The organism is Sphingomonas sp. (genome assembly GCF_036731925.1).
In the GTDB taxonomy this organism is placed as follows: Bacteria; Pseudomonadota; Alphaproteobacteria; order Sphingomonadales; family Sphingomonadaceae; genus Sphingomonas.
The window spans coordinates 269,787-291,993 of record NZ_DAINDJ010000003.1 but is presented as its reverse complement, the minus strand read 5'-3'; the positions used below and the strand labels follow the sequence as shown (position 1 = coordinate 291,993).

Here is a 22,207-nt window from a genome sequence, read left to right as displayed (position 1 = left end):
TTGTCGCCGGCATGTGCCGGTACTCAGCGGATAAAAATGGCCCAAGGGCCGGTTCAGGAGGGGAGAAACCCATGCGTATTCGTTCGTCATCGCGCGTCCGCGCGGTATCCATGCTCGCCGTTGCGACGGCACTCGCCATGCCCGGCATCGCCGCGGCGCAGACCAGCAGCGCGACCGACTCGCCCGCCGCACAGGATGCGGCGCAGGACAGCGGCGAGATCGTCGTCACCGGCATCCGCGCCTCGCTCGAGCGCTCGATCGCCATCAAGCGCGATTCGACTGGCATCGTCGACGCGATCTCGGCGGAAGACATCGGCAAGTTCGCCAACACCAATCTTGCGGAATCACTCCAGCGCATCACCGGCGTATCGATCGACCGCATCAACGGCGAAGGCTCGACCGTGACGGTCCGCGGCTTCGGCGCGCAGTATAACATGGTGACGCTGAACGGCCGCCAGCTGGCAGCCTCGAACATCGTCGCCGTGGGCGGCGACCAGGGCGGTGACGGCGCCGGCGGCTTCGGCCGTTCGTTCGACTTCGCCAACCTCGCCTCGGAAGGCGTGAAGACGCTGGAGGTCTACAAGACTGGCCGCGCCGCGATCCCTTCGGGCGGTATCGGCGCGACGATCAACATCGTCGGCGTCCGCCCGCTCGATCGCCAGGTCGGTTTCACCGGCTCGATCGGCGCCAAGGCAAGCTACGACACCTCGGCCGACGACTGCATCAGCTGCGGCAGCCATGTGACCCCGGAATTCTCGGGCGTGGCGAGCTGGAGCGATCAGGAGCAGCGCTTCGGCGTGACGCTGTTCGGCAGCTATCAGAAGCGCAATTTCAGCTTCCCGAGCCAGGCGAACAACTATTGGAACATGCCCCGCCTGTCGGATTTCCTCGATCCGTCCAAGGGCTATGTCACCGCCGGCACCAAGATCAACAATCGTCCGACCGACGGGAATACGCTGGTCGCGGTGCCCGATGACTATCGCCACCATTATTCAGAGGCGAGCCGCGAGCGCATCAACGGCCAGGCCGTGGTGCAGTATCGCCCGTCGGACAACATGACCTTCACGGTCGACGGCCTGTTTGCGCAGCTGCGCTCGTCCGAGCGTCGTTCGTCCCAGTCGAACTGGTTCTCCAAGCCCTTCGATGAGGTCACCTTCGACGATTCGAGCAACGGCATCGCGACGACCAAGTATCTCCACGAGACGCTCAACGGCGTGAAGGACGAGGGCTTCGAGAACGCCTATCGTGCGCAGAAGAACCGGCTGTGGGACATCGGCGGCAACCTGAAGTGGGAGCTGGCCGACAACTTCACGCTGAACTTCGACGGCCACATCGGCAAGGCGGAGAGCCTGCCCGACAATCCGAACGGCAAGACTTCGACCACGGTGGCGTTCAACGGCAACATCGTTACGTCGCACGGTCTGACCTGGGACAATGACGGCTTCCCGACCCAGACGCTGACGATCAACGATTGCTATTCGCAGGTCAGCCCGACGGGTACGGCGTTCAAGAACGGCAACTGCAACGGCGTGTTCGACGCGGGCGACCTCTCGGCGGCGGTGCAGCGCCAGTTCGCATCGACCCAGTCGCAGAAGATCAAGGAAGGCCGCATCGACGCAGGCTGGGATCTCGGCGGCGGCAGCCGCTTCGACTTCGGCGGCGACTATCGCAGCACCGACACGCGCCAGACCCAGTACAACACCCGCCAGACGCTGGGCGACTGGAACAATGCGCTGCCGCCTGACGTCGCGGCCTTCGCCCCCGGCACGGTGCAGCAATATTGCCTGGTCTGCCAGTTCCACCACAACAACGCTACCGCCGATGCGGCGGGCAAGGTGGCATGGCGCGCACAGGACGCGACCAAGCTCTACAACGCCCTGTACAACCACTATATCGGCATCACCAACGACGGTGTCAGCCACGCCAACGTGGTCGAGGCCAATGACGACAACCGGGTGAAGGAAGATATCTGGGCGGCCTATGGCCAGCTCACGTGGAAGGGCGAGATCGGCGGCCGCAACGCGACGCTGGTCGCCGGCGTGCGCTACGAGCACACGAAGGTAAAGGCGACGTCGCTCCAGACGGTTCCGCTCGCCGTGGTGTGGCAGGCCGACAACGACTTCACCGTGCTCAACTCCGCAGATCGCCAGGCGGTGTCGGGCCGCGGCAGCTACGACAATCTGCTGCCGCAGATCGACTTCCAGATCGAGGCGGCCAAGAACCTGATCGGCCGCGTTTCGTACAGCAAGACGATCTCGCGCGCGCCGTTCGGCAACCTGTTCGCATCGACGGGTGCGGGTGCGCTCAACAATCCGACCTCGCTGGGCGGGGTTGCCACGGGCAACCAGAACAACCCGCAGCTGAAGCCACTGGATTCGGATAACTTCGACGTCTCGCTCGAATGGTATCCGCGCCGCGACGTGTATCTCTCCGTCGGGTTCTTCGACAAGCGGGTGCACAACTTCATCGGCAACTCGGTGGTGCAGCGCAACCTGTTCGGTCTGCGTGACCCAACCTCCGGTCCGCTGGCGCAGGCAGGCCGCAACATCGTGACGGGTCTCGGCGGCGACATCAGCAACGTGAACCTGTTCACCAGCACCGCTGTGCTGCAAAAGTACAACGGCAACGTCGCAGCTGCGACCGCCGAGCTGCAGGCCAATTACGTGCCGGCAACGCGGACCTTCGGTTCGAGCTACATCAGCAACACGCTCGCCGCCATCGACGTGCAGCCGACCTCGGGCGACCCGCTGCTCAACTTCGCAGTGAACACGCCGGTCAACAACAAGGACGCCGAGATCTACGGTGTCGAGCTCGCCGGCCAGTATTTCCTCGGCAACACCGGCTTCGGTATCGCCGCGAGCTACACGCTGGTGCGCGGCAATGTCGGCTTCAATATCACGGCCGATCCGAACGCCGATCAGTTCGCGCTGGTGGGCCTGAGCGACACCGCCAACGCCACGCTGATCTACGACAAGCACGGCATCTCGGCGCGCCTTTCGTATAACTGGCGCGGCAAGTTCCTCGGCGGAATCAACCGCGGCGCGGCGCGCAACCCGACGTTCAACGATCCGTATGGCCAGGTCGATCTGAGCATCAACTATGACCTGACCAGGAACATCGCGCTCAGCTTCGAAGGCATCAACCTCCTCGAGGAAGGCGTCCGCAGCTACAGCCGCGACTACATCAACACCTGGTACGAGTCCGAAGGCTCGGCCCGGTATCTGGTAGGCGCGCGCTTCCGCTTCTGAAGCCCGCCTGTACACTAGGGAAAGGCCGCTCGCCTCGGGCGGCCTTTCTCGTTTAAGGTTCGCACATCATGCCCCGCGCAGTGCTCAACAATATCGACCATGCCGATCTGCGGATCCGGCTCGACCGTGGCGCCGCGTTCGGTGACGCGGTGAACCAGATGACGGTGTTCCCCACCGAGTTCGAGGCGTTGCAGCGCGACTATGTGCTGATCTTCCGCCGCGACGAAGGGGGCGCCTGGCGTTCCACCGTGCTGCTCGGCCTCGATGCCGACGAGAATCTGTATCTGGACGGCGACCGCTGGGACGCGGACCAGATCCCGGCGCTGATGGAAATCGGTCCCTTCTCGATCGGCTTGCCGCGCCCCGGCGAAGCAGGCGAGCCGATGATCCATATCGACACCGATCACCCGCGTGTCTCGACCAGCGAGGGCGCCCCGCTATTCCTGGAGCAAGGGGGCAACGCGCCCTATCTTGATCGGATGGCGGGGACGCTGCAGGCGATCTATGTCGGCGACCAGCTTTCCCAGCCCATGTTCGCAGCGTTTGAGGAGGCAGGGCTGCTGGAGCCGGTCACGTTCGACATCGAACTCACCAGCGGCCGGCGCTACAAGATTCCCGATTGCTGGGTGATCGAGGGCAGTCGCTTCGCCGCGCTCGGTGCCGAGGCGCTGGCGGCATTGCACGCGCAGGACTTCCTGCGCTGCGCGGTGTGGCAGCTATCCTCGCTCGGCAACCTGCCGCGACTGATCGCGCGCAAGGAACGCCGCGAAGGCTGACGACAGAACAAGACAAATTGCGGAGGGGACAGGCGATGGACGAGCAGAAGTTTCGGGTGGTGATCGCCGGCGGCGGCACGGCGGGCTGGGTCGCGGCGGCGGCGCTGGTGCGGCATCTGGGGCCGAACCTCGACATCACCCTGGTGGAATCCGATGCGATCGGCACGGTCGGGGTAGGGGAATCGACAATTCCGACTGCCTGGACCTTCCACAAGCTGCTCGGCATCAACGAGCAGGTCTTCCTCCGCGAGACCAACGCGACGTTCAAGCTCGGCATTTCCTTCGAGAACTGGCTGCGCGACGGTGAGCGCTATTTCCATCCCTTCGGTTCGGTCGGCCGCGCGTTGCCGCTGTGCGACTTCCAGCATTTCTGGCTGGAGGCGCAGTCGCGCGGCTTCGGTGGCGCGCTGGGAGACTATTCGCTCGAGACCCAGGCGGCGCTGGCCGAGAAATTCGCGACCGGCGATCCGATGCCGCTGGCCTATGCCTATCATCTCGACGCCACCGCCTATGCCGCGTTCCTGCGGGGGTTGGCGGAACCTGCGGGTGTACGCCGGGTCGAGGGGCGGATCACCGAGGTGGAGCAGGCGGCGGATGGCGACATCGCCGCGCTGGTGCTGGAAGGCGGGCTTCGCATCGAAGGCGACCTGTTCATCGACTGCACCGGCTTCCGTGCGCTGCTGATCGAGGAGACGCTGAAGACCGGTTTCGACGATTGGAGCCACTGGCTGCCGACCAACCGCGCCTTCGCGGTGCAGTCCGAAACCACCGAGGCGCCGGTGCCCTATACCCGCGCCATTGCGCACGGTGCCGGCTGGCGCTGGCGGATTCCGCTCCAGCACCGCATGGGCAACGGGTTCGTCTATGCCAGCGACTATCTCTCGGACGATCAGGCTCGCGAGCAGTTGCTGGCGGCGGTGCCGGGCAGGGCGTTGTTCGATCCGCGCCTGATCCGCTTCACCACGGGCATGCGGAAAAAGGCGTGGAACCGCAATTGCGTCGCGCTGGGGCTGGCGAGCGGGTTCATCGAGCCGCTGGAATCGACCAGCATCCATCTGGTCATGATCGCGGTGACGCGCCTGCTGCAGAACTTTCCGTTCCGCCGCGACATGACGGCACTATCCGCCCGCTTCAACGCCCAGTCGCGCGCGGAATCGGAGCATATCCGCGACTTCATCATTCTTCACTACAAGCTCAACGATCGCCCCGAGCCGTTCTGGCGTGATCATGCCGCGCGGGCGGTGCCGGACAGCCTTGCGACCCGGATCGCGTTGTTCGAGGAAGGCGCCGCGGCCTACCAGGAAGGCACCGACCTGTTCCGCATCGACAGCTGGAACGCGGTGATGCTGGGCCAGGGCGTCCGCCCGCGCGACCACCACCACATGCCGGCGCAGATTCCCGATGCGGACCTGGAACGGGCGCTGGGGGACCTGCGCGCGGGAATCGCGGCACAGCTCGCCAAGCTGCCGGGCCACGCGCAATTCATCGCGCGCTATGCGGCTGCGAAGGTGCCCGCCGCCGCGTAGCGGCGACAAGCGCTCGCCTCACCGGGCCGCCATGTTCAGGCACTCGGAAGCGGATCCGGCGCGCAGGCTGTGCCGGCGAGGGCAGGGCCGATATTTGGTTGCAAATCATGCGGGGAGCAGGCGCAGGCGCTTTTTCCATCGATGGCCGGCGGTTGCGATCGTCCCCGGTCGGGCGCTGTTCAAGCGAGCCCGTCGATACGCCGCAGTGCGCGCGGCGCGTATCTTGCGCCCGCAATGGCACTGTAGGCCACATCGTGCACTGCGTTGCCTGTGCCCTCCAGGCGGACGATGAGCGCGTCGCGCTGCACCCGCACCACCGGCACAGGCTCGTTGCGCCCCCGCAGGTAGACCGTGACGGTAGAACCATCGCCAAGAGCTAGCTCCACGTTCTTTATAATCTCTTGGCCGGCTGCGCCGTCATCTACGCTCATTGCGAAGTCCCCTTCGGTTCATAATGGATATGGTACCGACGAACGCCGATTAGCTCAACATGATGCAACGCAACAACTTCTCGTACGCCGGATTGATGGTTAATCGAGCCGAAGCATGTCTGGCGTCGTAGCAGCCGCTGGCGAGTCATAAATGCCACGCGATTGCGTGGACTAGTTCATCGATCTAGAGCTCAAACGATCGTTCGCGCAGGTTGTGCCCCTGCAGGATCATCCGGGTACGGCCGGCTCGGGCTGTCGAGAAGATCACCGCCGCGACGAAGACTTGCACCTCGCGTCAGATCGATTTCCGCCGGACATCGCTGCTGGCCTCTTGTCTCGTCGCCCGTCTCTGCGCAAAATGGGCTGCCAGGGAGCACGACAACAATGCGGCCGGGCAAGATGAGAGGCGTGGAAGGCGAACGTGGCGCGCTGCTTGATCAGCTCGCGCGCCGGTATGCGCGCCCGCTGGCGCGCTTCTTCGAGCGTCGCGTGGCCATTCGCGACGACGTACCTGATCTGGTTCAGGAGGTCTTTCTCAAGTTGAGCCGGATGCCCGATCCCCGCGTGATCGATCAACCCGACCGATTTCTCTTCGTCACGGCCGCCAATACGCTGCGCGATCGCGCCCGCCGGGAGGCTGCACGCTGCGCTGCCGTGCACGAAAGCTGGGATGACGAGGCACATCCCGGTTCGGATTTTTCCGCCCAACGCGTCTTGGAAGGCAGAGAGGCTGTCCTGCGGCTTCGCGACGCATTGCTCGAGCTGCCCGAGCGTACTCGGGACATCTTCGTGTTGCGCGTGCTGGAGGGGCTGAAGATCGGCGACATCGCTCGGCTGCTCGGGATCTCGACGCGGGCAACGGAGAAACAAGTGGCGCGTGCGATGGCGCACGTGACCGCAGCATTGGAGGCCTGGCGTGACGACTGACCCTTCCGCCGCGGCGACAATCGCGACCGAGGCGGCGCTCTGGCATGAACGGTTGGCGAGAGATCCTGACGCCGCACCGCCCGAAGCCTTCGAAAGGTGGCGTGCGGCGGACCGGGCCAACGCCGAGGCCTTTGCGCAAATCGAGGCTGCGCGTGATTGCGCCCGCGCACTCGCCGCGCACCCTGAACTGCTGGCGCTGCGACAGGCGACGGCGACCCGCGTCGCGGTGCATCGTGCGCGGTCGGCTGCACGCAAGCAGCGGGCGGGGGCGGCGCTTGCCGCGCTGGCACTGGTCGTGCTGCCACTGGCCGGGTGGTACCTCGCAGAATATCGGGATCCGGCGCAGAACCTGGCAAGCGCCGAGACCCGGTCGTTCACCACCGGGGTCGGCCAGCCCCTGTCGATGATGCTGGACGACGGTTCGCGGCTGACGCTCAACACCGCGACCGCGGTGCGGGTTGCCTACACGCCGACCGAGCGTCATCTGATTTTGGAGCACGGCCAGGCCTGGTTCGAAGTCGCCAAAAACCAGTCGCGGCCGTTCCGCGTCACCGCCGGCGGGTATGACGTCGTTGCGCACGGCACTGCCTTCGACGTGCGCCTGGACCGTGATCGGACCACGGTGCTGCTGGTTGACGGAAAGGTGACCGTCGGCGGCAGGGACGCAGGCGGTCACAGCGCGGTCGCGCTCGCCCCCAACGACGTGCTGGTCGCACACGGCGATCGCTTCACGCTGCGGCATGACGGCGATGTGCGCCAGACCGAGGCGTGGCGCGAGGGGCTGGTGGTGTTCGCGAATACGTCGCTTGCTGAAGCCGTGGCCGAACTCAACCGCTATGCGTCTCATCCCCTGGTGGTGAAGGATTCCCGTGCAGGCGCGGTGCGGGTGAGCGGCGCCTTCCGCACCGGTGAGAGCGCCACCTTCGCAGAGGCGCTCGAGGCGAGCTTCCCAATTCAGGCGGTGACGCGCACCGACGGCACGATCGAGCTTTCCAGCCGCCGCTGACCTTTTTTACATGCCCGGTTCGGGTTTGCCGCACGGCTGCGTCAAAGGGAGGTAGAAGCGCTGCAGCAGATGGCGCCTCGTGAACCGATATGGGAGGATCCTGATGTCTCGCCACCTTTCCACGCTTGTTCGTAGCCTGGCGCTCGCTGGCGTCGCCGTTTGTGCCCTCACGCCTGCCTTCGCGACACCTGCGCCCGAAGCAACCATCAGTCTCGCCATCGGCAGCCGGGACCTCGGCAGCGCGCTCACCGAATTTGCCCGTCAGAGCGGCCGCCAAATACTGTTCGCGCCTGATCTGGTGCGCGGCAAGCGTGCGCCGGAGCTGCGCGGCCGCTACGGCGTCGACCGCGCGCTCGCCATGCTGCTCGCCGGCAGCGGCCTGCGCTACCGCACCACCGCCGGCGGCACCTTCGTCGTGGAAGGGCACGGAACCGAAGGCGCGGGAACGGCACCCGCGCCACGGGTCAGGCAAGCGCAAGCCACGGCGGCGGGCCCGCAGGAAGATCCAGCCGCCGAGGACCTGGAAATCGTCGTAACCGGCACCGCCGGCGCGGGTACGCGCCGTCAAGATGCGTCGTTCGCCGTCACTACGATCAACGATGCCGCCATTGGACGACTGGCACCCGCCAGCACCGCCGAAGTGCTGCGCGTCGTGCCCGGCATCAGCGTGGAGAGTTCGGGCGGCAAGAACGGTGCGAACATTTTCGTGCGCGGCTACCCCTCGGGCGGCGACGCCGAGTATGTCACGATTCAGTCAGAGGGCGTGCCGATCTTCTCGCCGCCAACCTTGTCCTTCCTCGAAAACTCCCAGCTGATTCGCATAGACTCGACCCTGAAGCGGGTAGAGGCCGTGCGCGGCGGCACCGGGGCGCTGTTCTCCTCGGGCCAGCCGGGCCTGACGATCAACTTCGTCCAGCGCGAGGGTGGCGCCACGCCGGACAATCTGCTCAAGCTCGGCGTCGCCAGCTATGGCGACGTCCGCGCCGACGGCTACCTCTCGGGGCCGCTGGGCGCCGGTACGACCTATATGGTCGGCGGCTATTATTCGGCCGGCAACGGCGTGCGGAACCCGCGCTTCACGGCCGAGAAGGGCGGACAGATCACCGCCAATGTGCGCCACGACTTCGACAATGGCTCGGTGCTGGTGTTTGGCCGCTATCTCAACGACCGAGGTCAGTGGCTGCTGCCGATCCCGGTGGTCCAGAACGGCAAGAAGATCAGCCAGTACGGCAATTTCGATGCCGGCAGCGGCACGCTTGCGGGTGGCGAGACACGACTGGGCGTGCTCAACGACGGCACCCGCGTCGATCTGGCCGACGGACGCGGGGCGGACGTGGTAAATCTCGGCGGCAACTTCGAATATCGCCTGGGCGACGGCTTCAAGCTGCGCGACCGCCTGAGTTGGCTGAAGGGCGACGCCAACACCACCGGCCTCGTTCCGGGTGGCGCCCCGCCGCAGAGCGCCGCTGCCTTTGCGGCGGGCAGGGCGGGCACGATCGGCAGCCTCACATTCGTGAACGGCGGCCAAGCGGTGCCGGGCACCACCCAGGTGGTCGAGGCCGGGCTATGGCGCGTGCAGAAGCGCATCGAGAATTTCTCCAACGACCTCGCGCTCGAATGGAAGAAGGGCAGCAACAGCTTCACCGCCGGCGTCTACTACGCGGCCTATTCGTCGCGCGACCACTGGAACCTCGGCAACAGCCAGCTGCTCACCGCCGAGCCCAATGCCCGCCGCCTGAACCTGACGCTGGCGGACGGCCGCATTGTCACCCGGAACGGCTTCACCAGCGGCTCGACCTTCAACGTCAACGCCGATTATGACGGCAAGGACGCGGCAGTCTACGCGGTGGACGAGCTGCAGGTGAACGAGCAGCTCCGCCTCGATGCCGGCCTGCGCTACCAGGATCACTCGGTCGATGGCACGCTGGAAAATAACGGCTCGGCGCCGGCCGGCGGCCTCGATGGCAATCCGAACACGCTCTACGACAATGGCGATGCGGTGCTGAACGGCACCTTCTCGACGATCCGCTACCGCGGCGAGAAATGGTCGTGGACGGCCGGGGCGAACTACGACTTCACCCGCTCGATCGGGCTGTTCCTGCGCTACAGCCGGGGCAACAGCTTCCCCTTCTTCGACAATCTGCGCGACGGCATCACCGTGGCGCCGCGCGTCGATACCTATGAAGGCGGGCTGAAGGTATCGACGGATCTGGCGAGCGCCTATCTCACCGTGTTCCACAACGACTTCAACGGGCTCGCCACCACGGTGATCACCAGCGGCGCGCCCATCGCCTCGATTGGCGGCGCACGTGCGACCGGCGTCGAGCTGGAGGGCGAACTGCGGCCGGTGCGCAACTTCACCATCGGCTTTTCAGGCACCTATCTCGACAGCAAGTATCGCGACTTCTTCACCGACAACGGCCGTACCAACCTGACCGGTAATCAGGTGCAGCGCCAGCCCAAATGGCAATGGCGTGTCTCGCCTGCCTATTCGGTGGACTTCGGGTCGGAGAGCAAGGCGACCTTGTTTACCTCGGTCACCTATATCGGCGATCGCTTCTCCGACGTGCAGAACGCGCAGCTGCTGCCCAACTACTACAAATGGGACGCGGGGCTGACGGTGGACGTCACCAAGCGGATCACATTGCAGGCTACGGTTGACAACATCACCAACACGATCGGGCTGACCGAAGGCAATCCGCGCACCATCGGATCGCAGGGAAGCGGAGTGATTCTCGCGCGGCCGATCCTGGGCCGGTCGGCGCTGTTCAGCGCCTCCTACCGCTTCTGAACACCCCCTGGGAGCCGGTCGGGCGCAGCGCTCGGCCGGCTTCGTGCGTTATGCCCCCGATGAGGACTAGCCAATGATCCGCCGCTTGCTTCCGATCGCCGCCCTGTTGTGCGTCGCCGCCGCCGATCCCCAGCCGCAAAGCCCGGCACAGCTGTTCGGGCCCTTGTTTGACGCGGTGCAGATGGCGCAGGTTTTCCCCGACGGGAAGACCTTTGTCGACGCGGTGCCGAAGGAGGCGCCGGCTGCGATCCTGGCGGCCTATCGCAAGGCCAAGCCGAAGTCGCGGGAAGCGTTGAAGGCGTTCGTGGAGGCGCATTTCACGCTGGCCGCACAAGGCAACGGCGCGCCCGCACCGCAGCAGAAGCTCGGTCTGCGCGCGCATGTCCAGGCGCTCTGGCCGGTGCTGTCGCGCCCGGCGCTTGCCCCTGAGCGGGGGAGTTCGGCGCTGGCGCTGCCGGCGCCCTATGTCGTGCCTGGCGGTCGCTTCCGCGAGATCTACTATTGGGACAGCTACTTCACCATGCTCGGCCTGAAGGTCGACGGCCAGCAGGCGATGATCGATCACATGCTCGACGACTTCGTGAGCATGGTGCAGCGCTACGGCCACATCCCCAACGGCACACGCAGCTATTATCTCAGCCGGTCGCAGCCGCCCTTCTTCGCGCTGATGCTCGACCTGTCCGATGCCCGCGATCCGGCGGTGCTGCGTACGCGGCTGGCGGCACTGCGCAGCGAATATGAATACTGGATGCGCGGGGGGGGCTGCATCACCGCATCGCAGCCGGCGTGCGAGCATGTCGTGCGGATGGCCGATGGCAGCCTGCTCAATCGCTATTGGGACGCGCGGGAAACACCGCGTGACGAAAGCTATCGCGAGGACGTAGCTACTGCGAAGGCTGCGGCCGGCCGGCCGCTGACCGCCGTGTATCGCGATCTGCGTGCAGGGGCCGAGAGCGGCTGGGACTATAGCTCCCGTTGGCTTGCAGACGGACGGACGCTGGCCACGGTGCACACGACCGACATCGTGCCGGTCGACCTCAACAGCCTGCTCCTGGCGGCGGAGCGCGGGATTGCCCAGCGCTGCGCCGCGCTGGCGGATCCGGACTGCGCCGCCGATTTCGCTCGCAGGGCGGCCCAGCGGCGCAAGGCGATCGACACCTATCTGTGGCGGGCAGCCGAGCAGCGCTATGCCGATTACGACTGGCGCGCGCAGCAGGCGACGCCGGTCCTGTCGGCAGCCACGCTGTTCCCCCTGTTCGTCGGGGCGGCGAGCGCGGAGCAGGCTGCCGCCGTTGCGGCGACCGTGCGGGCGAAACTGGTCGCGCCGGGAGGGCTCCGCACGACGGGGAACCGCACCGGCCAGCAATGGGATACGCCGAACGGCTGGGCGCCGCTGCAGTGGGTCGCGATCGACGGTCTTGCCGCCTATGGGCATCGGGATCTGGGGGACGAGATTGCGCGGCGCTGGCTGACCACGGTCGACCGTGCCTATCGGGCGACGGGCAAGATGCTGGAGAAATACGACGTAGAGGAGCAGGTGCCGGGGGGCGGCGGCGAGTATCCGCTGCAGGATGGCTTCGGGTGGACGAACGGGGTGACCAGCGCGCTGCTGAATCTTCATCACCAGCCAGGCGTCCTGGAGGGCGCCGAGCATGAAACGCGACCGGAAGAGCAGGCCGCGGCCGCGCCCTGACGAGGCGCGGCGGCGGGTGCCGGAACTCGCTGCCGGGCTCCTAGCGCTCCTGCAATTGCACGCGGTTGTTGTGCAGCGTCACTTCGGCCGCGTTTCCGGCTAGTGCCACCCGGACCTCCGTCGGCGCGGCGCTGCCGGTCAGCCGCACCTGGACCGTTGCCGTGCGCGGCTGAAGATCGTTCGGCGCCGGGAGCGCCGGGATGGCAGCCCGGCCCAGTTCGCCCTGCGCACCCGATACGATCACCGTCCCGCCCGGCGCTCCTACATGGCCGAGGCTGTGGACCGTCACCGTGATGGACCGGCCGCGCACCACCACATCATCGCGGCCGATGCCAAGATCGGGCCGCAGCTCCACCGGATCACCGGCCTGCTCCAGCGTGAAGACCCATTTGCCCGCACCCACGGGGAAGCGCAGCGCCACGTCGCTCGAGCGGCCGAGTTCAAGCGTCTTCACCAGCCCGTCCGGCCCGCGCATCGTCCATCGGCCCGCCGTGACATTCCAGGTGGTCATCGTCGCGTCCTGCGGCGTCGTGCTGGTGTTGAACGCCTCGACGGTAAAGCCGGTGGGCGTGGCGCCGGGCACCAGCAGCGCCACCTGCTCCGCGGCAGCGTCATTGGCGAAGCGCCAGCTTACCGCGTTGCCGGGAAAGGTCTGGTTGCGGCGGAGCGCGATACCGCCCAGGCGCGCGCGCTGCAGCCACTGGTTCTCGCTCTCGACGCGGTCGCTCCACCAGTGCCCCTCGGTCATCATGTACAGACGCGCCGATTTTTCGAGGATCGCGGCTTCGTGCAGCGCCACCAGCGGCGCAGGGTCGCCGCTGCGGGTCCAGGCGGCGATGCGCGCCGCTTCGCCGTCGCCCTTGGGCGTGACCAGCGCCTGCGTCTCCGGGAGCAGCGCGCCATTCTCGTTGATCTCGCCCACGGATCCGGGCCGCGCCTGAAGCGGCCGGAGATATTTGGCGTCACCCGTGAAGCGATAGGCGGACCAGGCGGTCTGGAGCGGCGTGCTCACCCCGCCACCGTCGCCTGCCCGCGTGGCATCGGTGCGCCAGTTGATCTCGTTCGGAAAGCTCCAGCGGCCCTCCGCATCCTGCTTGCCATGGGCGAGCCAGCCATCGGCGAGACCGGTCACCAGCCCGCGTGCCTGCGGCGTCGCGTTGAACACGCCGAGCAGGATCGGCGCGTGCATCACCACATAGCTATAGGGCTTCTGCCACTCGAACGCGCCTTCGCGGTACATCTTCCGCGCGCCATACCAGTTGCTGGCAAAGTGGAGATGGCCCGCCGGGTTGGGCAGGATCACCTTGCCCAGCGCCCGGGTGGTGGCGAACAGCCGCTCCACCGTCTTAGGCTCGCCCCAGTTGAGGTAGAGCCGTGCCGCATCGGCGTTCAGCCCTTCCTCATAGGCATGCAACTCGTCGGTGGTGATATAGCCGAGACCGTCGACGATCATGCCGTTGCGATAGGCGGCGTCATCGAGCGCGCGGAGCGAGGCGTTCACCTTGTCCGGAATGACGCCCATCAGCGCCAGGCCCGGCCATTGCTGCATCAGATCGGAATCGTCGCTGATCCCCCCGCCGAAATCGCCATAGGGTACCTGGCGGTTGTCGATCCACCATTCCACGAAGCGGCGCGTCAGCGACAGGTCCTGCAGCTGCCGGGCGGCCCAGGCCGGGACGCCGGCGGGGATCGGGGGCAACGCTTCGGCGGGCATGTTCTCCGGGCGGTAGTCGATGTCCGCCCAATAGGCGCGCATCTCCTTGTTCTCGGGGTCGACGCGGAGCAGGTCGCTCGCATCCGTGCGTACCCGGCGATAGAGCGCGGCGCGCTCGGAGGCGGTGTGCTCCTCGACGAGGAAGCCCCAATTGTCCTTCACCTGGTTGAAGCGATCGGCGACATGCTCCTTGAGCGCCTCCGCACGCGGCTTGAACACCAGGCGGATCTCCGCACCGTCCAGTGCCTCGGCGTCGAAATCCGGCGCGGCGGACGCGATCGTCAGGAACAGGCTGTCATCGCTGAGGATGCGGTCGCGCAGATCAAGCCACAGCGTCCGTGCTTCGCCCGGGCGGACCGAGACCGAGAGATCGAGCAGATCGCGCTGCGGCCAGATCGGATCATGGACCCGGATGTTGAGCGGGATCAGCCCCTCTGCGGTGGGTTTCGCCTTGAGCGCGGGCAGGTCGATCGCGATGCCGTCCAGCCCGTCATGCAGGTTGCGCCAGCCATAGTTGAACGCACGGGCGAGCGGCTGGTCCGCATGGGCCTGGTTGAGGTTGGAGGGGATCAGAATGTGGACGATCGGCTTGGGACCGGCAGGCCGCACTGCGGCGCCGCTGCCGGCGGCCGCCCCCGCGCCCACGGCGGCACGAACGCCCGACTTGGGCAGGGCGAGCACCGTGCTGCGCTCCTCAGGCGCGAAGCGGCCGGCGATATAGGCGTTGAGGGCATCCAGCGCGGCAAGATTCGCCGCGGCCTTGGCGTTCACCCGGTAGCTGAGCTTGAAGCTGCCCTCCGGTTCGGGAGCGTTGTCCACCTGATAGGCCCAGACCTCTTGGATCGGCTGTTCCTGCATCTGGTTGGTGAAGCGCAGTACGCCGCCTTGGCGGTCGGGCATCGCGTGGACGGAGCGGACGGTGCCTTTCGCCCGGTCCGCCAGCTTCGCGAACCCCGCGCCGTCCTTCGCCCAGGCAAGCTCGCCGTAAGCGGCGCCGCGGATTTCCACCCGGTTGAACGTCTCCCCCGCCGGCACGGTGAGTGCATAGGCCTTGCCGCCTTCGACATAGGTGTTCCAGTCGGGCAGCTCGAAATAATCGTCGCGGCCGGGCAGGCGCGAGCGGTTGTAGACGCCGGGCCAGGTCGTCTCGGCGATGCCGTCGACGCCCTTCCACATCCACTGCTTCTGGTCGCGCGCGTCGGCGAACTCGACCTTGCGGACGCGCGTCACCTTGCTGGCGAGAACCGGCGGCGGCGCCTTGTCCCAGCCATAGCGGTGCAGCCAGGCGGCGCGTTCGGCGGCGGTATCGCGCGGCGGCGGGGTGCCGGGCAGGCGGCGCTCGGCCAGCGCCGTGATGTCGGCCGCGGGGAGCATCCGGTCATAGACGCGGATCTCGTCGAGATCGCTGCCGCGCATGAAATTGTAGCGGCTCTGTACCTGGTGGGGGCTGATCACCCGGCCCGCCATGCCGAACTGGTCGAGGCCGGAATCGAGATCGGCGACCTGGTTGCGCCGTGCAACTTCACGCCCGTTGAGGAACAGGCGCACGCCCTGCGTCTCGTCCCAGGCAAAGGCGAGGTGCTGCCACTCCTCGGGCGCCGGCACGCGGTCCAGCGCGAACGAGACGCGGATCCGCGAAAGGTTGGCGTCGGTTACAAAGGCGTCGAAGCCGTGCCCGTTCCAGTCGATCCGCAGGAAAGCCATGTCCCAGCTCGAATGGTCGGCGAAGCCGGCGCGGAAGATCACGAAGGGCGCCTCGCCCAGCGGCGTGCGGGCGCGCCAGAAAAAGGCGAGGGTGCCGCGCTCCGCGCGCATGTTGCCCGGCGCGTTCCAGGCGACATAGCCTTCGTCCGCCCAGCGCGCCGCGCCGCCCACGGCGCCATCGGGCGTGATGGTGACGGCGGAGCGGAAGTTGGGGACCGGATCGCCCTGCGCGACGTCTGCCGTCAGGCTCTTGTCGGCGGAGAGGTGGAAGAGGAGGCCGTCGTCCGGGGGGGCGGGCTGCGCCAGCGCGGGTGCGGCGGCAATGAGCGCCCATGCCGAGATGCCCCAATGCCGCATGCGATCCTCCCGAGTATCCTGTCCTCAGGTCGCATGCGATTCACCGTCCCATGCGTACCGTTGTTGACACCGGTAGCAATTCGTGGGGACGCTGCCAACAGGTGATGGACGGCTTCAGCGGCGGCTGCCGAGCAGTGCGATTTCGGCCACGCGCAGGCTGAGCTGGTCCGCGGCAGCGGCGTCGGCATCGCCCCAGGCGAACGCGGGGCGTGCCGCGCCCAGATCCGCGCGCACCCGCTGCGCGACGCGCTCCAGTTCGTGCGGCGTCGGCGGCCGCCCTTCGGCGATGCAGGCGATCACTTCCGGCGCGATCGTGCTTGGCATTGCGAACATCCTTACCCCTCCCGGTCCTTGGCGGAAGCTGGGGACGAACGAGAGCGAAAAAAGGTCCATGACGGGGCGCTTGCGACGAAGCGCGCGGCCGCTAGGATCGGTGCCGATGTCCATCCCCGCGCTTCGCATCGCCGGCCTGCAAAAATCCTTCGGCAAGCCCGTCATCACCGGCCTCGACCTTACGGTGGGGGCGGGGCAGCTCTACGCGCTGCTGGGTCCCAACGGCGCCGGCAAGACGACGACGCTGCGCATGGCAGTAGGATTGACCGAGCCCGATGCCGGCAGCATCGAGATTTTTGGCATCGACTCGCGCACCAGCCCGCAGGACGCCAAGGCGATCACCGCCTGGCTGCCCGACGAGCCGATGCTCTACGACAAGTTGACCCCGGCCGAATATCTCGGCTTCGTCGCCGGGCTGTGGCGGATTCCGCCCGAGCAGGCCGCGCCCGAAGCGGAGCGGCTGCTCCGCTGGCTGGAACTGTGGGACGTGCGCGACACGCGCTGCGAGGGTTTCTCCCGCGGCATGCAGCAGAAGGTCGCGCTGGCCGGCGCGCTGATCCATGATCCGCAGCTGCTGATCCTCGACGAGCCTCTGACCGGCCTCGACGCCGCAATGGCGCGCGCCGTGAAGGACGCGCTGCGAGCGGCGGTGGACCAGGGCAAGACGGTGATCGTGACGACCCATATCCTGGAAGTCGCCGAGCGGCTGGCCGATCGCATCGGCATCATCGCCGGGGGCAAGCTGCTCGCCGAGGGCACGCTGGAGGAGCTGCGTGCGCTCGCCGGCGCCGAGGAGGCGACGCTGGAGGACACCTTCATCCGCCTGACGAGCCGCCCGTGATCGGATGGGCAATGCGGCGGCTGCCGCCCGGCAGCCTCGCCTGGCTGACGCTGCACGAGCTGCGCGGCAACCTGCGCGCGGCCGGACGCAGCAAGCTGGGGACGATCCTCCTCGCGCTGGTGCTGCTCGGCTATACCGGGCTTGGCGTCGGCCTCGGCCTGCTGCTTGCAGGCGAGCAGTGGCGGGCCGATGCGCTCGCCTGGCTGATCGTGCTGATCGCCGCGATCCTGCTGTTCACCTTCATGACCACCCAGGCGCTGCTCGCCAGCCAGCGGACGTTGTACGAGGCGGGCGATCTCGACCTGCTGTTCTCCGCCCCGCTCGATCCGCGCACGGTCGTCTCGGCCAAGCTGCTGGGCATCGCCGGCGGCGTGATGCTCACCTTCTCGATCTTCCTGCTGCCGATCCTGCTGCCGGTCGCACTGCTCGGCCATCCCGAGCTGCTGGGGGCGGTGGTGCTGCTTGTCGCACTGGCGTCGACGGCGGCCTGCCTGGGGCTTGGCGTGACATTGCTGCTCGCCCGCACGGTGGGGCCGCGGGCGGCGAGGACGCTCGGCCAGATCCTCGCGGCGCTGACCGGCGCAAGCGTCTTCCTGGCCACGCAGGTCCTCAACCAGCACGACGATCGCCGCGAAACCGGCACGGTGCTGCTTTTCGAAGCGCTGCGCGACCGCGGCTATGGGCGCAGCGGGCTGAGCAGCCTTCCAGGCCGCGCCGCGTTCGGTGATCCGCTGGCGATGCTGCTGCTGCTCGGCGGGGCGCTCGGGCTGTTTGCCCTGGCGGGCTGGGCAATGCGGCACAGCTTCCTGCGCAGCTATCGCGCAGGCGGCGCGCGCCCCGCAGCGAAGCGCGCGGCAAAGGGAGGCATCGCCCGCCACTTCCATCGCAGCCTGTTCGCCACGACCTTCGCCAAGGAGCTGCGGCTGCTGCTGCGGGATCCGGCGCTGATCTTCCAGGTGCTGCTGCGGATCGTCTATCTCGCGCCGATCCTTCTGGTTGCCTTCCGCGACGGACGATCGCTACCGATGGCGCCCACGCTCGCCTTCACCAGCGTGGTCATCGCCGGACAGCTCGTGTCGAGCCTCGCCTGGCTGGCAGCCTCTGCCGAGGATGCGCCCGATCTGCTGAAGGTGGCACCGGTCGCCAGGGATGAGCTCGATCTCGCCAAGCTGCTGGCGGCGATGGCGCTGGCCGCGCCGCTGGGCGTGCTGCTGCCGATCGCGATTGCCATGGAGACCGTGCCCGGGGCGCTGGTCACGCTGCTCTTCACCGCAGGTGCGGGCGGGGCAGTGGGCTATCTGGAGGTCGCCCATGCACAGCCGGCACCGCGCTCCACCTTCCAGCGCCGGCAGAAGGGCGGGGGCATCGTGCGCAATCTCGTCGAGTTCGTGATTGCGCTGATCCTAGGGCTCGTAGCGGGCGTGATCGTCTATTTCCTCTAAGCTGGCGCACGGAGCCGCCCCTCAGCCGCCCGGCTGCAGCGCGCGCCGTGCCTCCTCGGTCACTGCGTAGACGGCGTGGCGCTGGGCGCCGCGATTGTGGTGATCGACGCGAAAGCCCTGATAGTGCCGCCGCACCAGCCCGGCGCGCACCAGTTCGGAGACGGCCCGGCTCACATTGGTGCGGCCCGACAGGCGAATGCGGTGCTGCACTTCCGCTGCGATTGCCGCCTTTGCCGCCTCGGGATCTGCGGGAAGGCTACCGGCCTTCTCCAGATCGGCGCGCGCCCGTGCCGCCAGCCCCAGCCGCCGCGGATCGCGCCGCGCGACCGGGGAGAGCGCCTCGCTCAGCCAGTCACGGACCGACAGGCGGCGGCCTTCGCGTTCGATCCACGGACCGGCCCAGCCGGTGCGGTCGCTCGCCTGCGCGATCAGTTGGAGGACCATGAAGCTGTAGCGTGGCCGCTCGCAGGTTGCGCTCAGCCGGTCCAGCACGGCAGGCAGGTCCAGCGCGGGCGCGGGGGAGGCCGCATCCGGCCGGACGCGAGGGGCGGCGGCGAAGAGATCGGGCTGGAACATAGCAGGAATCTAAGCACATCGTGATTCGCCTGTGAATCCCCTCTGTGCCCCGATGTGGCAATTGGACCAGTGATGGCACTTTGCCGGCGGCGGCAGACACCCGCCCGTGGCACTTTGCCCGGCGGTAAAGTGCCACGCATGGCAGGGCGGCGGGGGCTAGCCGGGGGCGTATCGTCGCGGTAGGATCGGGCACGGCGCGCGGACAGCAATGGCAGGCGGGTCGCCCCCGCACTCTCGAAGAGCACGCCCTTGACCGACCCGCACCGTTCTTCCGCACTCCCGGCACCGGCTATCCTGCTTCCCGAGGCGCGGTACGATGCCCGCGCCGCCATCGGCTTCTCGGGCGGGCAGGTCCGTGTCGCGGTGATCGCCGCCGTATCCGCGTGCACGCTGCTGCTGTGGATGGCCGGTCTGACGATCGATCCGTTCGCGCGCAGCAACATTCCCTATTACGCCATCCTCGCGATCGCTCCACTGCTGCGGCTCTGGTGCCTGCGCGACGGGCGGCGCTGGAGCGTGGTGCTCGCGCAGGTCGTGGAATATTACACGCTGTTCATGGCGCTTGCGCTGATCGGGGCGGTCAGTTCCTATCCGGTTGCGGCGATGAGCCAGGGCTTCGCCGATGCGGGTCTGCAGCGGATGGACGAGCTGCTCCAGTTCGACTGGCTGGCCTGGTACCGCCTGGTTGCGGCGCATCGCGCGCTCCAGCTGCTCGGCATCGCTGCCTATCAGAGCATCTTCCTCACGCCGGCGCTGCTGCTGGGTTGGTTCGCGGTGACCGGGCAGCGACGCGAAGCGCACCGCTTCCTCGCCGCCTTCGCGATCGCGGCGGTGCTGACGCTGGCGATCTACAGCCAAATGCCGGCAGTCGGCCCCTTCTCCTATCTGTGGCACGGGCCGATTCCCTATATGCCGGTGAGCGAATTATGGCAGCCGGACCTGATCCCGGCACTGCGCGACCACACGCTGACCGTGGTCGACGTCGGCCAGCTGCGCGGGCTGGTTTCGGCGCCCAGCTTCCATGCCGCCTCGGCCACGCTCTACATCGCTGCGGCCCAGCGCTGCGGCCCATTGCGCTGGTGGCTCACGGCGATCCCGTGCGCGATGCTGCTCTCCACGCCGGTGGAAGGCACCCATTATCTGATCGACCTGATCCTCGGCGCCGGCGTTGCGCTGATCGCCTGGTTCTTCGCGACGCTGCTCGTCCGCTGGCGGGTGCGGACGGCCGCAGGGAAGGGCTGTTAAGAGCCGCCCGCTCGAACCCGCCGCTTTTCAGTCGCCGCCGCCCGTCTTCGGGGTTGTTCGACCAGCGGATCGAGCCAAGTTGCGACGGTCTTCAGCATGCTACCCCCCACACGCCGTCCATGCGGACTGCCGCACCGTCGCGATCGGCCGTCAACACTGCGCGTCTGCTGCTGCTGTCCGTAGCGGCGTTCGAGGTGGTTCGGCCGAACGGCCGCATGCGCAGACGGTAGCCCGAGCAGGAAACGGCGCCGCGCCCATCCTCCAGATCCTCCGTTGCAGCTGTCGTCAGGCGGCAGGCACGCAAGCCATGCGCATCTCGGAGCAGGAGTTCCGAACCGACGAGCTGGAGATAGTCGTGTCTGCCGCTGCTGAAAGTGAAGGTGCATCCGGTCTCCTGGGAGGCCTGTTCGTCCTGATCGCTGAGCGGAAGAAGCGGTCCGGGCGGCTTGGCGCTGGCCTGCGTCGGCACGCGCGCGGCGCCAAGCGTGCCGGCGGCAAGCGCCGAGCCGAATAGCGCCACTTTGATCGACATCACCGCATGTTCTCCCTTGCGACGCCCCCCGCCATGCTCCCGGGGTGTGCCCGTACCAGCGGGCGTACGCTGTGGGCCGAACGACACCCAAAAGCTACAGCGCCTTTGGGATTGCGAGCCCAGACGAGTGATGCCGGGATGAAACCGCTTCGCTCCCGCGCCGTTGAGCGCCGATGGCAGGGATAGCACATCTTTCCGACATCCACTTCGGCGCCCATGACCCGAAGATTGTCGCGGCAACCGAGGCCTGGCTGCAGGCGCGCCAGCCCGACCTGGTCATCGTCAGTGGCGATTTCACGCAGCGCGCCCGTCTCGGCCAGTTTCGAGCGGCTTCCGCCTACATCAACCGCCTCCGGGCGGCAGGACACAGGCTGTTGGTGGTCCCGGGAAATCACGACGTGCCGCTCTACGATGTGGTCCGGCGGTTTGCTGCACCCTTGCGGCGCTACAAGCGGTTCATCTCGAGCGACCTTTGCCCCTGGTTCGAGAATGACGAGATCGCCGTCCTGGGCATCAACACCGCTCGGTCGCTCACCATCAAGGATGGCAGGATCAATCACGAGCAGATCGCCCTCATGAAGCGCCGTTTCGCTGCCGTGAGCCCGACCAAGACGCGGATCCTTGTCACGCATCACCCGCTGTTTGCCATGCCCATCGGCAAGGGCGGTGAACTCAGCGAGGCGGTCGGCCGGCACGAAGAAGCGGTGCAGGGCGCGTGCGAGGCCGGCGTCCACCTGGCGCTGGCAGGGCACTTCCACAGGACCTATGCCGAAGCTGCGAGGAAAATGGCGGAGAAAGCCGGGTCTGCACTCATCATCCAGGCCGGCACCGCCACGTCGACGCGGTTGCGAAATGCCGAGCCTCAGAGCTTCAACTGGCTGCAGGTGCGCCGGAACGATCGCTGCGCCCTGCAGGTGGTTGCCTGGAACGGCACGTCGTTTCAGGACGGAGACCGGGTCGCCTTCGAATTCGATGGGCGGCAGTGGAACGCGCACAAGGGAGCCGGCGCGTAGCTGCTGGGTGCAAGCCCCAGTTTTGCATATGCCACGTCCGCCCCCGCGCGAC

The 22,207-nt window shown here is 67.2% G+C and carries 16 protein-coding genes; 11 read left to right on the top strand and 5 right to left on the bottom strand.

Annotated features, from left to right (window positions below; all coding sequences use genetic code 11):
* The first annotated feature begins 71 nt into the window (after window positions 1-71).
* The 3 genes from V7E00_RS18545 to V7E00_RS18535 all read left to right on the top strand — a co-directional run bounded on the left by V7E00_RS18545 (window position 72) and on the right by V7E00_RS18535 (window position 5,550).
* The gene (locus V7E00_RS18545; protein ID WP_333574132.1) at window positions 72-3,248 is read left to right on the top strand and encodes a TonB-dependent receptor; all 3,177 of its coding nucleotides are present in this window, start codon (window positions 72-74) and stop codon (window positions 3,246-3,248) included.
* A gap of 68 nt (window positions 3,249-3,316) precedes the next feature.
* Window positions 3,317-4,024 carry a SapC family protein gene (locus tag V7E00_RS18540; RefSeq protein WP_333574131.1) on the top strand — a complete coding sequence of 236 codons (708 nt, stop codon included), beginning with the start codon at window positions 3,317-3,319 and terminating at the stop codon, window positions 4,022-4,024.
* Window positions 4,025-4,059: 35 nt separating this feature from the next.
* Window positions 4,060-5,550 carry a tryptophan halogenase family protein gene (locus V7E00_RS18535; protein WP_333574130.1) on the top strand — a complete coding sequence of 497 codons (1,491 nt, stop codon included), beginning with the start codon at window positions 4,060-4,062 and terminating at the stop codon, window positions 5,548-5,550.
* A gap of 179 nt (window positions 5,551-5,729) precedes the next feature.
* On the opposite strand, the gene V7E00_RS18530 is transcribed toward V7E00_RS18535, so the two are convergent.
* Window positions 5,730-5,981, bottom strand: a complete 252-nt coding sequence (locus V7E00_RS18530; RefSeq protein ID WP_333574129.1) for a hypothetical protein — start codon at window positions 5,979-5,981, stop codon at window positions 5,730-5,732.
* A 384-nt stretch (window positions 5,982-6,365) separates the two neighbouring features.
* On the opposite strand from V7E00_RS18530, the gene V7E00_RS18525 reads away from it, so the two are divergent.
* The 4 genes from V7E00_RS18525 (at window position 6,366) to treF (ending at window position 12,398) form a co-directional block, all read left to right on the top strand.
* A complete protein-coding gene (locus tag V7E00_RS18525; RefSeq protein WP_333574128.1) occupies window positions 6,366-6,908 on the top strand; it encodes an RNA polymerase sigma factor in 543 nt (180 codons plus the stop codon).
* Window positions 6,898-7,914, top strand: coding sequence for a FecR family protein (locus V7E00_RS18520; RefSeq protein WP_333574127.1), 1,017 nt, complete (start codon window positions 6,898-6,900; stop codon window positions 7,912-7,914). Before V7E00_RS18525 ends, V7E00_RS18520 begins: the two co-directional genes overlap by 11 nt.
* A gap of 103 nt (window positions 7,915-8,017) precedes the next feature.
* On the top strand, window positions 8,018-10,705 hold the full coding sequence (locus tag V7E00_RS18515) for a TonB-dependent receptor (protein WP_333574126.1): 2,688 nt from the start codon (window positions 8,018-8,020) through the stop codon (window positions 10,703-10,705).
* Window positions 10,706-10,778: 73 nt separating this feature from the next.
* Window positions 10,779-12,398 carry an alpha,alpha-trehalase TreF gene (gene treF / locus V7E00_RS18510; RefSeq protein WP_333574125.1) on the top strand — a complete coding sequence of 540 codons (1,620 nt, stop codon included), beginning with the start codon at window positions 10,779-10,781 and terminating at the stop codon, window positions 12,396-12,398.
* A gap of 40 nt (window positions 12,399-12,438) precedes the next feature.
* Here the strand turns inward: treF and V7E00_RS18505 are convergent, their stop codons facing one another.
* Entirely contained in the window at window positions 12,439-16,173 is a 3,735-nt protein-coding gene (locus tag V7E00_RS18505; RefSeq protein WP_333574124.1) for a LamG-like jellyroll fold domain-containing protein, read from the bottom strand.
* A gap of 114 nt (window positions 16,174-16,287) precedes the next feature.
* Window positions 16,288-16,497: a hypothetical protein gene (locus V7E00_RS18500; RefSeq protein ID WP_333574123.1), complete on the bottom strand. Its 210-nt coding sequence runs from the start codon at window positions 16,495-16,497 to the stop codon at window positions 16,288-16,290.
* 115 nt (window positions 16,498-16,612) lie between these two features.
* On the opposite strand from V7E00_RS18500, the gene V7E00_RS18495 reads away from it, so the two are divergent.
* Both V7E00_RS18495 and V7E00_RS18490 read left to right on the top strand, forming a co-directional pair.
* Window positions 16,613-17,347, top strand: a complete 735-nt coding sequence (locus V7E00_RS18495; RefSeq protein WP_333574122.1) for an ABC transporter ATP-binding protein — start codon at window positions 16,613-16,615, stop codon at window positions 17,345-17,347.
* Window positions 17,344-18,789, top strand: a complete 1,446-nt coding sequence (locus V7E00_RS18490; RefSeq protein WP_333574121.1) for a hypothetical protein — start codon at window positions 17,344-17,346, stop codon at window positions 18,787-18,789. The genes V7E00_RS18495 and V7E00_RS18490 overlap by 4 nt, the downstream gene beginning before the upstream one ends.
* A gap of 21 nt (window positions 18,790-18,810) precedes the next feature.
* Here the strand turns inward: V7E00_RS18490 and V7E00_RS18485 are convergent, their stop codons facing one another.
* Window positions 18,811-19,365 (bottom strand): hypothetical protein, encoded by a 555-nt coding sequence (locus V7E00_RS18485; protein WP_333574120.1) that lies wholly within the window; start codon window positions 19,363-19,365, stop codon window positions 18,811-18,813.
* A 249-nt stretch (window positions 19,366-19,614) separates the two neighbouring features.
* Here V7E00_RS18485 and V7E00_RS18480 point away from each other — a divergent pair, with 249 nt between their 5' ends.
* Window positions 19,615-20,610, top strand: coding sequence for a phosphatase PAP2 family protein (locus V7E00_RS18480; RefSeq protein WP_333574119.1), 996 nt, complete (start codon window positions 19,615-19,617; stop codon window positions 20,608-20,610).
* Window positions 20,611-20,701: 91 nt separating this feature from the next.
* On the opposite strand, the gene V7E00_RS18475 is transcribed toward V7E00_RS18480, so the two are convergent.
* Entirely contained in the window at window positions 20,702-21,142 is a 441-nt protein-coding gene (locus V7E00_RS18475) for a hypothetical protein (protein ID WP_333574118.1), read from the bottom strand.
* A 173-nt stretch (window positions 21,143-21,315) separates the two neighbouring features.
* Between V7E00_RS18475 and V7E00_RS18470 the strand changes: the two genes are divergently transcribed.
* Window positions 21,316-22,155 (top strand): metallophosphoesterase family protein, encoded by an 840-nt coding sequence (locus V7E00_RS18470; protein WP_333574117.1) that lies wholly within the window; start codon window positions 21,316-21,318, stop codon window positions 22,153-22,155.
* Window positions 22,156-22,207 lie beyond the last annotated feature (52 nt).

What these genes read in the sequence shown, in the direction of transcription:
- V7E00_RS18505 (WP_333574124.1), bottom strand. Translation starts at nt 16,173, where the DNA reads ATGCGGCATTGGGGCATCTCGGCATGGGCGCTCATTGCCGCCGCACCC.
- V7E00_RS18470 (WP_333574117.1), top strand. Translation starts at nt 21,316, where the DNA reads ATGGCAGGGATAGCACATCTTTCCGACATCCACTTCGGCGCCCATGAC.
- V7E00_RS18495 (WP_333574122.1), top strand. Translation starts at nt 16,613, where the DNA reads ATGTCCATCCCCGCGCTTCGCATCGCCGGCCTGCAAAAATCCTTCGGC.
- V7E00_RS18500 (WP_333574123.1), bottom strand. Translation starts at nt 16,497, where the DNA reads ATGCCAAGCACGATCGCGCCGGAAGTGATCGCCTGCATCGCCGAAGGG.
- treF (WP_333574125.1), top strand. Translation starts at nt 10,779, where the DNA reads ATGATCCGCCGCTTGCTTCCGATCGCCGCCCTGTTGTGCGTCGCCGCC.
- V7E00_RS18530 (WP_333574129.1), bottom strand. Translation starts at nt 5,981, where the DNA reads ATGAGCGTAGATGACGGCGCAGCCGGCCAAGAGATTATAAAGAACGTG.
- V7E00_RS18475 (WP_333574118.1), bottom strand. Translation starts at nt 21,142, where the DNA reads ATGTCGATCAAAGTGGCGCTATTCGGCTCGGCGCTTGCCGCCGGCACG.
- V7E00_RS18525 (WP_333574128.1), top strand. Translation starts at nt 6,366, where the DNA reads ATGCGGCCGGGCAAGATGAGAGGCGTGGAAGGCGAACGTGGCGCGCTG.
- V7E00_RS18535 (WP_333574130.1), top strand. Translation starts at nt 4,060, where the DNA reads ATGGACGAGCAGAAGTTTCGGGTGGTGATCGCCGGCGGCGGCACGGCG.
- V7E00_RS18540 (WP_333574131.1), top strand. Translation starts at nt 3,317, where the DNA reads ATGCCCCGCGCAGTGCTCAACAATATCGACCATGCCGATCTGCGGATC.
- V7E00_RS18515 (WP_333574126.1), top strand. Translation starts at nt 8,018, where the DNA reads ATGTCTCGCCACCTTTCCACGCTTGTTCGTAGCCTGGCGCTCGCTGGC.
- V7E00_RS18545 (WP_333574132.1), top strand. Translation starts at nt 72, where the DNA reads ATGCGTATTCGTTCGTCATCGCGCGTCCGCGCGGTATCCATGCTCGCC.
- V7E00_RS18485 (WP_333574120.1), bottom strand. Translation starts at nt 19,365, where the DNA reads ATGTTCCAGCCCGATCTCTTCGCCGCCGCCCCTCGCGTCCGGCCGGAT.